Here is a 13,031-nt window from a genome sequence, read left to right as displayed (position 1 = left end):
CCAACACAGTTTTCTACATTTTCTCGACGGTGGCGGCGGTGATATAGGTTCGGCGAATTTCCCGTCGTCGACGTCAGTAAAATCATGCGGGTAATCAGGTGATGTGATTTTGCTGGCGGATTTCGGAGTGATTCGGGGCAGGGTTTCTATGTTGATTGTGCGGTGATATTGCGTCAGACCTTCGCTCATAATCGATTGGTCCCCAGTTCAAGTCTGGGAGGGGCCACCAAATTCAAGAAGGTTAGTAAGCGTAGTGTTTACTAACCTTTTTTTGTACCTGACGATTTTGGGTCAGGTAATGGGTCAGGTAAGCCCCGATCACGCACTCTTCTCTGCCTTCTTCCAATACTAATCCGAATACTCCGCTGTTGCCAAATATGTCGTTCTGGCTGATAAAACTCTCTCATAGAGAACAAAGAGAGGGATTGAACTCGCAAACCAACCATAAGTAACTTAAATTGCACTTATAGATAATTTCTTATACAGTCACAACAAAAGTGAGTTATAGTGAACTTATATATTAAGACGAACCCAATAGTGACAAAAGTACATTAAAAGGCACTTATGAAAAAAGGTAAGATGGTAAAGGCACAACCTATGCCTGATTTGAATACCGAGTTCAGTATGGAAACGCTGGGGAGCGCCATTCGCTCAAAGCGCACCGATAGAGGCTGGCGTATTGATGATCTCGCTTCAAAAGCCAACTTATCTCGTAGAACAGTCATGAAAGTAGAAAAAGGCGATACCAGTGTCACCTTTGCCAATGTACTCGTCCTCATGGACATCTTAGGGCTATCTTTACGCCTTATCGATTTAAACCTATTTGTTCGTCCACATAGCCAAATAACCTCCCAAACTGAAAACAGTGTGAGAATCAATGAGGACGGTTGGTATGAGTAAGTTACAACAGTTAGACGTGTTTATCGGTACGAATACCAAAATTGGTCGTTTGATTCTTCCTGTCGGAACAGAAACAGAGTTCTCATTCATCTATGAAGATGAATGGAAACACACTGGTTTCCCGATTTCGCCACACATCCCTTTCGATGATCGGGCTTCGCCACGTAGTATTGAGAACTACCTCAGAAATCTCCTTCCTGAAGGAGAAGCCTTTGAGGAGATGATACAAAACACCACTATCTCCAAAAGCAATACATTCGGGCTGATTCGTAAGCTTGGTGCGGAAACATCTGGCGCACTATCTTTTCGAGTTCCAGGCTCAGAACCTGGGGAAACCAGCTTTAGATCCGTACCTGATGATGAACTAATAGAACGACTAGAGCGAAATCTAGCGCCATTAGTGTATTGGGACGGTAAGGTTCGCCTTTCGGTTGCTGGTGTTCAAAACAAGTTAAACTTACTTAAGCGCGGTGATGAGTGGGGGTTTGGTGAAGGCAAATTAAGTTCGAACTACATTCTGAAATTTGAAAGCGGTAAAGCACCGTGTATTGCTGTTAATGAGTTCTTTTGCATGACATTAGCCAAGCTAGCAGGTTTGGACGTCGCTAATGTTGAGTTAGCTCGCATTGGGAAGACTAGGACACTGATAATTGAGCGGTTCGATCGTGCCTATATCGCGACTCGTGATGTCGTTCAACGAAAACATGTGATTGATGGCTGTCAGGCAACTGACTTACCACCAGCTTACAAATACGAGCGCCAGAATGGGGATGAAGGCGATGGCGTATATATGCGTGATGGCGTTTCTTTCCCACGCCTACTATGCGTCAAAACCATAGACTCGGTCATCACTAACCTAAAGATCACCCAATGGATGCTCTTTAATCTAGTAACGCTAAACTACGATGCCCATGGTAAAAATATTAGCTTCTTCGTCACCCCTAAAGGCCTGGAACTGACCCCTTTTTATGATTTAGTAAACATAGAAGCAATCGCTCAAGAGGGAACAAAACGCAACTCACGAAGCGGTAAGTTATCTGCTGATGAGGGACGTGCCGCCAGTATCCCTCAATATTTTGCAATGTCGATTGGAGATTGGGAAAGTGAAGACTTTCAAAATCCTCCGAAAGGTAACTTCAAACGCCCTATCACCAGCTATGATCTCGCTGAATTCGGCGCTCTGCTGGGTTATTCAGGCACCAAAATGGCTTCCATAATGGTAGAAACCGTTGGTGCTATAAAAAACACCCTGAAGGAAGCGATTGAACTTACCGAAGCTCAAGGAATCGAGGATGGAGAACGTGAACACATAGAACTATGTGTGTCACTCATCCAAACAGAATGTGAATACTTGCTAGCGCAAGCCGACAGTGTGCCAGAAATGAGTGAACTTCTATGATGTTAAACGCAGCTTGTAATATGAAGATTTATGCCGACCAAATTGAGACTATCTATGGGGAAATCAATTTTTTAAAATCATGTTAGCGCAATAAAGTATTGTATATTTACAAAGCCAAAGACAAGTTCTGAAAGACAAGAGCAGCTCCTTGGTTTTATAAACCCATCCTACTCACTCTTTAGACAGGTCACTCATGAGCGTTGATAAGGGAATGTAGAACAAAATACCAATCAAAAACGTGATTATCTGAGCAACATAAAATTTAAAGTTAATATCAGGAATAAGTTGAAATCCGATATACATAGTCATAGATAGAATAGACACCACAAAGATATATACCTGATAAGTACTAAATCTATCTCTTCTCTTGTTTTTGTCAGGAACATCAAGTGTCTTAGCAAGCAACTGTCCGTACATGATTGAAGTTGCTAGAGAGAAGTCAGACAACTTTAAGAACGACATCAAATCACTATTAAGCATTTTTATTAAGAACAGCACCAAAAGCGGCAAAGCTATGAATACAGCTTCCTTCTTCGCAGTGTCGTAGGCTCTAGTCATTTTCCAAATCCAGTGTGAACTGCTCTATTTCGCTCTGTGGGATGACTCGAATCACTTTTATAATTTCCGTTTCATGTGATACGCGCTTCTTAAACTTATTGGATTTCCGCTTCGTTCTTACTAGAACATGCAAAGCATCCCCTGGCCAAATTTCTTCTTGATGATTCGCCCACTTTTTGAACCATTTAGCATCTAACATTTTAGCACTAAAATTCTTCGGCTTACGCTGACTACACTCAAAATCCCATTGCAGATTTTCTACATAAGACGGACGTCGAACGATAAAAACTTCTTTTGACGGAAAAGGCTGAACAGTATCTTCAAAAATCTGATCTCCCGTACGAGGACAGGAAAAGTCTTTGCTGATATCAGAAAAATCAAAGTCACGACCAAACTGCACTAAGTCAGTCGGAGAAAGAATGCCTTTAGCTTTGTAGATTTTATTTAGCGCATCAGCGACATCTACTAGATGAGCATCACCCTCACAAGTAAACTGTTCAAAAGAAGGCTCATTAGCCGATGCAATCGTATAAACATTATCCACAAAAGTCCGTACATCGCTTTCTGAATCAATCTTATTAGCTTTCGCTATTTCTTTTCTAACTCCATTATAGATACCATCAAAAATGTTATTCAGATTAACATTGCGAACTTTGTCTTTAAGCTTTGCACCAATATCAGCTATACATGAACCTTCACGGGTACTGTCCAATGAAGAAATGAATTCAATATCGTTGCCGTAGCCTTTGATAAAGGCTTCTTGAAGTTCATTGAAGCCTTCTACATATGCAGCCATTGCGTGGAAAACGCGCTCAGGCCTTCCTTCGGTTTTATCAAAGTCGATTCGGATTGAGTAGCCAGCAGACATATAAATCTCCATTATTCAGTCTGTTAGATTCTCACCTTTAGCACGAAATGACACAAGTAATTTGTTATTAAAAAGGGAAAGATCATACTGTATTTACGAGTAACGCATGAATGACATCTCTTCCACATTCCCCGCTCAAACACAAGTGAAGATTAAAAACACTCAGTATCTAAAACCAATACTGTATGTTTTCTGAGGTGTGGCCTCAAGAAAGGCTTGATTGCATATATAAAAATCAATACTCTGTTAGGGCTTCACGCAAAAGGTGTGGAGGGCTGTGACAGATTGTCAATGTATTTATCCTTGCAGAGCCAAGATAAACACATCGTCATGAAGCGTAAGATTAACATCGTATAGTCTCCATCGCAGATTACATTATATATCATTTCTAATAGATCGCGGCGAGTGCCTCTCGGGGCCAGATGATTGGTTAGGCCAGTTAGTTAAAGCCCAAGAGGATATACGGAAAGGCCGCATGTCCACTTCTCTTGGGTTTTGCTAGAGCTTATTCCCTAAGAATGAAAAATACACCATGCCCCTTTTGGTATACGAAACGGAACTATCTACATTTTGATGTTCCTGTTTCAGTAAAAAAAGCCGAGAAAATCGCAACAAGTAGCTCATCGGTAGCGAAACATGCATTCTTTCCTTTTATCTCATATAGTTTTCAGCTAACAAAACTGGATAGAGATACTTCTACAGGTAAGCTTTACCGTAAACCAAAGCCAAGAGGCGTTGCCTACTCATCTCATGTAGATAGCCATATTTATGCTTACTACGCTAGCCAGCTATCAAGCTTATATGAGCAGAAAATTGAAGAGTCAGATCTACATGAATCGGTTTTAGCGTTTAGAAAGCTCAACGGTAAAAGTAATATTCATTTTGCGGATGACGCTTTTAATTACATACGTCAAATGAAAGAATGCTCAGCCATCGCTCTGGATTTTTCTAAGTTTTTCGACACCCTTGATCATCGAATTCTAAAAGAAGAATGGAGTAAACTACTCCAAGTCAAACATCTTCCCAAAGATCATTACAACGTTTTTCGCTCCCTAACCAAATTTTCTATAGTTGAACGAGATGAGCTTTTCAAAACGTTTGGTATATCTCAATATAACCCAAAAGCAAATGGAAGAAATCGAGTCTGTACTCCAATTGAATTCAGAGAAAAAGTTCGTGGTTGTGGTTTGATCAAGTCAAACCCTAATGGCGCAATGGGTATTCCTCAAGGCTCTCCAATCAGTGCATTACTCTCTAACATTTACATGTTCTCATTTGATGAACACATGAAGAACTATGTTGATTCTTTTGGTGGGAAGTATTTTAGATATTGTGACGATATGCTGTTTATCGTCCCATCAGATCATAGGGATATGGTTGAAACTTTAGCTAACAGTAAAATCAAAACCTTAAAGGTGAAAATAAACAGCGACAAAACAGAGATCAGAGATTTTAGGTTCCAAAATGATATGCTTTGCTCATTTGACGAGTCAGGTAAACAAAAGCCGCTGCAATATCTTGGTTTCCTATTCGATGGTAACTCTATCTTCCTCCGCTCTACAGCTCTAGCTCGCTACTCAGAAAAGATGAAAGGTGGAGTTAAATTGGCCAAGAAAACCATGGAGAAAGAAAACCGAATACGCAAAAGTAAAGGCGAACCAGAACAAGATCAGCTTTACAAAAGAAAACTTCACCGTTTGTACTCTTTCCGAGGTAGAAGAAATTTCCTTTCATACGGCTACCGAGCAGCGAAGATTATGAACTCAAAAAGCATCAAGAAACAATTGAAGCCTCTATGGCAACGCCTTCAAGACGAAATAGATAAATAATGAAAGTGACACTTATTAAGGGCTTTTAGCTAGCTAGAACATTTTTATCTATTAATTAAATGAGCAAACTTTATTTTTGGATGATTTTAGCGAGAACAGTGTTCTCGCAGTAGCATTCTTCTCTGGCAGCTAGGCTCAATAGGTTAACTTTTATGTTCTGAGAACACCCTTCTATACGGTTAGACTGCTTAAATCTTCACTCACATTCAACAGTCGCAAGTGTAGCGACACTTAGGATAAGCAGAGCAACCATAGAAACTTTTACCCGCATTACGACCTTTTTTAGCAACACGAATCACAAGGCTAGACTGGCAGTTTGGGCAAACCTTGGAATGAGGCTCGGGTGTAGGCTCACCAATGACTGGCTTATTCATAAAGCTGCGTCCATCTTCAATCATGTGGACTAGCTCGCTACCATTAACCAACCACAGGCGCTTCTCTTGAGCAAAGGCGATAGCTTCAGAAGTAAAATCTCCCGATGTTACGATGATCATTTTGCTAGCACGATTGTCGATCATCACACCATACATTTCTCTTAAGACTTGAACTCCGACTTTTCTAGCTTTCCAGTGCTTACATTGTACAAGACTCAACTCACCGTCTTTAGTTAACCAAATATCAACCCCACCATCCGCCTGCTTTGAGAAAGATTGTTTAACGTCGTAGCCTTGCTGCTTAAAGTACTCGCCAATGTAGCTTTCAAATTCAATCCAGCTGAGGGAATTAAACGGAGTCGTGTTTTTGTTTGCTCTGATTTGAGACGTCGTCGCAAGATAATTATGCTTTCGCTGATACTGCTTAAAGAATGCAATGGGAGCAGGAATTAAAAACAAAAAAGCAAAATACGGTGCCATTTTCGGGAGATTCGGCCCAATGGCATTGAAGATGAAGTTATCACTGCGAGCCGCCAAATCAGGCAATAGAAAGGATAAACCAACATAAATGCCTGCTGAGAACAAGATACTCACCCACCACGGCGCATCCATCAAATGCCAAATAATTCCATCATTTTTCCGAGCCATAACTCCTCCCAATAAGCATCAAAATGCATTAGAGCACAATTGCCAGACCTAATACATAGAGTTAAATCATGTATTTAGTGGGAGAACAAACAGCTAGAACATAGTTCTAGCAAGAGCATTTTTTATTTATTAATTAAATGACCAAACTTTAGTTTTTGATGATGTGAGCGAGAACAGTGTTCTCGCAGTAGCGTTTGAAAGCTATCAGCCTTTGCCTGAGATACCCAAACACTAGTCGGATAATACCTAACTCTGTCTTTCGTCATTCGGAGAACATCGTTCTCCGTTCAACTGATGAAGATTTAAGAAGAAATTAGCCCCCTGAGATAGACAAAAGCAGGAACAAGGTTCCTGCAAGAGCATTTTTATTCGTGTTATTAATCATGTAAACAATGACTTACTTTATACTTACGAAGATTAAGCGAGAACACTGTTCTCGCAGTAACAAGTCGCATCTATTTTTGTTCTTCTAGCCATTCCTCAATGTCCTTTCTCTGCCATCCAACAACTCTAGAACTAAGCGTAACAACAGGTGGCATTTTTCCGTCCCGACGCCAACGCCACAAAGTACTTACGCTTACCCCGATCTCTTTCGCTAACTGCTCTTGTCTTACAAACATTTTATTACCTTTATTTCTCTATTATTTAGTTGCATCTTAGATTCTCATCGCCCAACTCATAATATAGAATAAGCAACAAACCATATTGACATGATAACGAATGGACTTAGATCAAAAGCGCAATGCATTGAGAGTACAGCTAGAAACAGCAATTAATGACTTAAAAAGCCAGTCAGAATCTCAAGGTTGTAAAATTGCTCAGCGACGTCGTTCTGGCTATTTATACGCTGTTGATGCCGCTCGGAACATTGTTCTGGAAACGTGGTTTACCAAGTTACTCAGACAACATGGAACCATACTCAAAAAGTACAGCAGTTCTAATGCTATCCATCTTGCCGAGATCATCGAAAGTTACGGTGGATTAAATAAAACAATTAAACTTATTGAAACGGTGCTAGCTTTACGTGGATTCGGTCTTCATACTCAACGACGCGTCAATTATGCCGATCAAGTACTGTTGGGCTTAAAGGATCTGCGTTCACTTACGCCACAACATCAAGAGGAAGAGGTTCGTTGGAACAGTGTTCTACCTTACTGCGCACTATGCTGGCGTCTACGCAGCCGATCTCACTACTACTGCGAAAAACACCATCCCATCAAGTCCACTAAACTTTATAAACAGCAAAAATACGCAGCTATCACTGCATTGAAATATCTGCCCAACCAGAACAGTGCAGCTTACGAAAAGTATCTAACACAACCTAACAAGCAGAAAAATCTGGGACGACAACTGTATGATCTGGTCGGCGGCTATGCGCCGCATCCACGAGTATTTCTACGCCAATGTAAAGATAGCGCGAAGGGAGGAGACTGGCTCTCGCTATCAAAGAACATTGTTCAGACATGTAAAGTAAACTACCCAGCGAGCTATAAAAAAATAAATCAGATCAAGTCAGATGATTTTGGTCAATGGTCATCATGGTGTATCGCGATAGTGAGATGTTTAGATACTAAAGAACCAAACGCGTGGAGTGATAAAGAGTGCCTAACGCTTTTCAATGAGTTGAATACTTGGACCACACTGATTGGGATCTTGCATCGCTTCGAATGTGTAGAACGAATCAATAGCATTGAAACTAAGCGAGGCCCAGACGTTGGATATGGAGCGAATCTAGAACAACACCAGTTGATCAAAGAGCTGTTAAAACAACAACTAGACACGAATAGCAAAACTAACTTAAGTGATATCGCCAGAACGCTTGGGCTTAGCAGACAACGCATACACCAGATCATTAAAAAACATCAATTGCTCTCCTAAGCAGCAAAGTAACTGTGCAAAAAACAATCAAATTTATTTTGCATTTTTAATTATTAAATCAAATAAAAATCATAAATATAATTACGAATAATTTAATTATTAAATTGAGCCAAGATAATTATGGCAATAAAATAGTTTTTACTTGTTGACTTTTTCATGTTATAACTATTATAACTGTTATAATTATTATAAAGTTATAATTCTAATATAACGTTAATCTATTAAAATTTGGATTCATAAACGGAATGTTCTAATTTTTAGGTCTAAATTTTAGTGCCACCATTGGCACATTCACTGCCAATCCTGACACTTTCTCTGCCACTACTGGCAGTCTCGCTGCCAATCTTGGCAAAACAATGTGCCAAGCAATTTTGGTTTAAAAAACTTAGGCAAACATACAGTGCATTATTTTAATAAATAAAAAGCAAAATTTTGTGTTTTTTATTTCCTATATATTACATTCAAAGTAAAGAAAACATTTAATTTAAACCACATCCCAGATCAAGAGTATATTTTTGATAATATCTCAGTGGTATTGGGGAATTTTCAGAAAGTTCTTCTAATCGAAAAAAGGCTGCCACTGTTCGGCAACACCTTCTACTGATTAGCCTCATTACAAAACTCTCACTGCACACATAAACCTATTGATGGCAGCATGTTCAGAGCCTTCGCCTTAGAGACTCATACATACCGTTACACACTTCACTGATAAGTCAGTATCTTTTCTGCTTTTATGCATCCTTTGGTATAGTCATGAAATGCATTTGTACTGAGCTGGCTAATCGCATGGAATCGACAATCAATAAATCAAAGCTATCTGAAACCGACATCATCACGAAATTCATTCTTCCCGCTATCAAAGATGCAGGATGGGATGATATGTCTCAAATCCGTCAAGAGGTAAAACTACGTGACGGTAAAGTCATTGTTCGTGGTCAGGCAGCAGCGAGGAAAAAGGTTAAGTCTGCGGACATCGTCCTTTATCATAAACCGAGCATGCCTCTAGCCGTTGTCGAAGCAAAAGCGAATAAGCATGAAATCGGCAAAGGTATGCAACAAGGTCTAGATTACGCCAGCCTACTTGAAGTCCCTTTTGTCTTTGCCTCAAATGGCGACGGTTTTATCTTCCACGACAAAACCAACCCAGCTCAACTCGAAACTGAAATTCGACTTGAAGACTTCCCGACACCTCAGCAACTATGGGACAAATACTGCGTTTGGAAAGGCTACAAAACCGAGCACCTTCCAGTCATTACTCAAGATTACCATGATGATGGTAGCGGTAAGTCTCCGCGCTACTATCAGCTACAGGCGATAAACAAAACTGTGGAGGCGGTCGCAGCAGGACAAAACCGTGTGCTACTGGTTATGGCAACGGGTACGGGCAAAACTTACACTGCATTCCAGATTATTTGGCGACTATGGAAGTCCCGAGCTAAAAAACGCATCCTGTTTTTGGCGGACAGAAACATTCTGGTCGATCAAACTAAGAACAACGACTTCCAGCCGTTTGGCACCGCTATGACCAAAGTCACTGGTCGAACAGTCGATCCCGCTTACGAAATCCACCTAGCTCTGTATCAAGCTCTGACAGGCCCAGAAGATCATCAAAAAGCATACAAACAGGTCGATCCTGATTTCTTTGACCTTATTGTCGTTGACGAGTGCCATCGTGGCAGTGCCGCTGAAGACAGCGCATGGCGCGAGATTCTTGAGTATTTCGGTTCTGCGACTCAAATAGGGCTAACCGCGACACCGAAAGAAACCGATATCGTGTCTAACACTGAGTACTTTGGCGACGCCATTTATACCTACTCTCTAAAGCAAGGTATTGAAGACGGTTTCTTAGCCCCTTACAAAGTTGTGCGTGTAGATATTGATGTAGATTTACAAGGTTGGCGACCAACCAAAGGGCAAGTCGATAAGCATGGCGAAGTCATCGAAGACAGGATCTATAACCAGAAAGACTTCGACAGAACTATGGTCATTGATGAGCGAACAGAACTGGTTGCACAGACCATCACCAGCTACCTCAAGCGCACCGACCCGATGGCGAAGACCATTGTGTTCTGTAATGACATTGACCACGCAGAGCGTATGCGTCGAGCACTAATCAACTGCAACCCTGAGCAAGTTGCAAAGAATGAAAAATACGTAATGAAAATCACTGGTGATGATGAAATAGGCAAAGCTCAGCTTGATAACTTCATCAACCCCAAAAAGGCTTACCCTGTTATCGCGACCACCTCAGAACTCATGACAACAGGTGTCGATGCAAAAACTTGCAAACTGGTTGTTCTTGACCAGGGCATTCAGTCGATGACCAAATTTAAGCAGATCATCGGTCGCGGTACTCGTATTGATGATCGTTACGGAAAGCTATGGTTTACCATTCTAGACTTTAAAAAGGCGACAGAACTGTTCGCTGATGAGCGCTTTGATGGTGTCCCCGAGCGAGTTAAAGAGACAAAACCAGAAGACTTCGAAACCGATGAAGGACTCGATGAGATCATCGATGGTGAGGATGAGCTTGAACAAGATGATCCATTTGAAGGGGAAGATATCGACCCTGAAAGCATCCAAGAACCAGAAGCTTCATACGACTCTAGTTCATCTCCTTCAGGTGCTAGCAATGCCGAAGATGATTGGCAGGATGAACATCGAGTTAGAAAGTTCCATATCAACGGTGTAACGGTGAAAGCCATTGCCGAACGTGTTCAATACTACGATGCCGACGGTAAACTCGTAACCGAATCGTTCAAAGACTATACCCGCAAGACGATGGCAAAACAGTTCACCTCGATGGACGACTTTGTTAAGCGCTGGCAAGATGCCGATAAAAAGCAAGCAATCATTGATGAACTGGCAGAGGAAGGCATCATCTGGGAAGCGTTAGAGCTGGAAGTCGGCAAAGATCTCGACCCATTCGACATGATTTGTCATGTCGTGTATGACCAACCAGCACTCACCAGAAAAGAACGGGCTGACAACGTCAAAAAGCGCAACTACTTCACTAAGTACGGTGAAACAGCTCAGCAGGTGTTGAACAACCTACTGGACAAGTACGCAGACGAAGGCGTTCAAGAGATTGAGAATATTCATGTACTCAAAGTTAAGCCTTTTGACGAGATGGGACGCCCTGCTGAAATCGTCAAACAGTGCTTTGGCGGAAAAGAGCAGTACTTAGAAGCGATTTCTGAACTGGAAGCTGAGATTTATCAATCTGCCTAATCACCATTTAAACCAAGCTAGAGCTTCTTTAGCTTGGTTAATGACCTCAAGTCATCATGCATATCTATATTTTTGGTAACCTAAATTCAGGTAAAACAACGTTAAGCAAACAAATACAAGGACGTTTGCCTGAGTTCATTTATTTATCATTAGATGAGTATCGAATTCGCTTTGGCGATGGAACCGAGCAAGGTGAGCAACTTGCTTGTGAGCATTTCCTTGCTGCGGTTAAACAACAGGAAAATGCGATTGTTGAATTTACAGGATACGGTCAAACGGCTAGCCTTCTTACTAATCAATTAGATAGAAAAACAGGCATATTAATCTGTTGCACTAGAGATATTGAGCAGAGCATCAATACAATAGATGACGAGAAATACTCAGAAATCCCTTACCCATCATCCTACAAAAAACTGCAAGCTGTTGATGAAACGATTAGATTTTTGAAAGATAAAATCATACCGACAGAGCTAGAAGCTCACTGGCAAAGACAGATTTGGCAGTCTTACTGTTTTGACTTCTCTGATAACTTTGATGCCTTCTGGGCGGCCTTCCCATTATCTCAACACACTTGGGTCAGTAAGCTGAATAAAGTATTAAGCACAGATACAAACGCACCTACAGCTCTACTTTACGGAAGCTTGGGGGCTAATCAGTTAACAAAGCGCTCTGATATCGATTTATTTATTCAGTCATCGATTTCGGTTCAGGAGTGGCATGAAAGGCTCCTCAGATTGTTCGGTGAACAATTGGCTCATACCGATATTTTGGGGTCGAAAATCACTCTTAGAACACAAGGCCGTTTGCTTATAGAAATCGTTGTAGGCCAATCGCTGTCTGACATTTCTCTTTATTATCGTGAGTCACAAATCTACAACGTTCACTTCACTATTTTAAAGGGTGATCTTGGCCTTGCAGAACAATTAGACGCCGTTACCAAAACACATACAAGCGAGCGAAAGCAAGCCAAAGAGTTGGCCGCTCAGGTTTACTTTTTGTTTTGCTCCTTACCGAACCTTATCGCTAACAACGACAGTTACAAGTACCACTTTCACTGCTCTATCATCCAGCACTATTGTGTTCAGCTAGAACATTTATTGCTAAGTGAGTTTAAACACAACTACCTTCCCAAACATGCCGCTACAACATTGATTGACTTCCCATGGCAAGTATTTAAAGGCTCAGCAACTCATATCAGTACAGTGCAATATACTGAACTTTATCAGTACCTCATCACACTGTTCGAACGGCTTAGAAAGAAACAACTGATTAAAAGTAATGGCTATTTCTCTGTGGAGAGTCGCTTTCTCCACGAGATCCCTAGTGAAGATAACAAGGCTTAAAAA

At 41.1% G+C, this 13,031-nt stretch carries 10 protein-coding genes; 6 read left to right on the top strand and 4 right to left on the bottom strand.

Annotation, left to right across the window (positions count from 1 at the left end; translation table 11 throughout):
- Positions 1–564: 564 nt before the first annotated feature.
- On the top strand, positions 565–900 hold the full coding sequence (locus tag MSG33_RS17425; protein ID WP_055467074.1) for a helix-turn-helix domain-containing protein: 336 nt from the start codon (positions 565–567) through the stop codon (positions 898–900).
- On the top strand, positions 893–2,299 hold the full coding sequence (locus MSG33_RS17420) for a HipA domain-containing protein (RefSeq protein WP_055467073.1): 1,407 nt from the start codon (positions 893–895) through the stop codon (positions 2,297–2,299). The genes MSG33_RS17425 and MSG33_RS17420 overlap by 8 nt, the downstream gene beginning before the upstream one ends.
- Before the next feature lie 171 nt (positions 2,300–2,470).
- Here the strand turns inward: MSG33_RS17420 and MSG33_RS17415 are convergent, their stop codons facing one another.
- A complete protein-coding gene (locus MSG33_RS17415) occupies positions 2,471–2,857 on the bottom strand; it encodes a hypothetical protein (protein WP_248381575.1) in 387 nt (128 codons plus the stop codon).
- Positions 2,850–3,725 carry a hypothetical protein gene (locus tag MSG33_RS17410; RefSeq protein WP_248381573.1) on the bottom strand — a complete coding sequence of 292 codons (876 nt, stop codon included), beginning with the start codon at positions 3,723–3,725 and terminating at the stop codon, positions 2,850–2,852. Before MSG33_RS17410 ends, MSG33_RS17415 begins: the two co-directional genes overlap by 8 nt.
- A gap of 518 nt (positions 3,726–4,243) precedes the next feature.
- Between MSG33_RS17410 and drt2 the strand changes: the two genes are divergently transcribed.
- A complete protein-coding gene (drt2, locus tag MSG33_RS17405) occupies positions 4,244–5,554 on the top strand; it encodes an antiviral reverse transcriptase Drt2 (protein WP_248381572.1) in 1,311 nt (436 codons plus the stop codon).
- A 206-nt stretch (positions 5,555–5,760) separates the two neighbouring features.
- Here drt2 and MSG33_RS17400 read toward each other — a convergent pair whose 3' ends face one another.
- Together MSG33_RS17400 and MSG33_RS17395 are read right to left on the bottom strand one after the other, a co-directional pair.
- A complete protein-coding gene (locus MSG33_RS17400) occupies positions 5,761–6,576 on the bottom strand; it encodes a restriction endonuclease (protein WP_248381570.1) in 816 nt (271 codons plus the stop codon).
- A gap of 455 nt (positions 6,577–7,031) precedes the next feature.
- Positions 7,032–7,196 (bottom strand): AlpA family phage regulatory protein, encoded by a 165-nt coding sequence (locus MSG33_RS17395; RefSeq protein ID WP_025500610.1) that lies wholly within the window; start codon positions 7,194–7,196, stop codon positions 7,032–7,034.
- A gap of 100 nt (positions 7,197–7,296) precedes the next feature.
- Between MSG33_RS17395 and MSG33_RS17390 the strand changes: the two genes are divergently transcribed.
- The 3 genes from MSG33_RS17390 (at position 7,297) to MSG33_RS17380 (ending at position 13,028) form a co-directional block, all read left to right on the top strand.
- Complete coding sequence (locus tag MSG33_RS17390) at positions 7,297–8,454, top strand: MarR family transcriptional regulator (RefSeq protein WP_248381569.1); 1,158 nt, start codon at positions 7,297–7,299, stop codon at positions 8,452–8,454.
- 753 nt (positions 8,455–9,207) lie between these two features.
- Positions 9,208–11,685 (top strand): DEAD/DEAH box helicase family protein, encoded by a 2,478-nt coding sequence (locus MSG33_RS17385; protein WP_248381567.1) that lies wholly within the window; start codon positions 9,208–9,210, stop codon positions 11,683–11,685.
- 56 nt (positions 11,686–11,741) lie between these two features.
- Positions 11,742–13,028: a nucleotidyltransferase domain-containing protein gene (locus MSG33_RS17380; protein ID WP_248381566.1), complete on the top strand. Its 1,287-nt coding sequence runs from the start codon at positions 11,742–11,744 to the stop codon at positions 13,026–13,028.
- Positions 13,029–13,031: the final 3 nt, after the last annotated feature.

Source organism: Vibrio sp. 1CM7H (assembly GCF_023161645.1).
Taxonomy (GTDB): domain Bacteria; phylum Pseudomonadota; class Gammaproteobacteria; order Enterobacterales; family Vibrionaceae; genus Vibrio; species Vibrio diabolicus.
The sequence above is the reverse complement of the archived record's forward strand: the minus strand, read 5'-3'. Positions and strand labels throughout refer to the sequence as shown.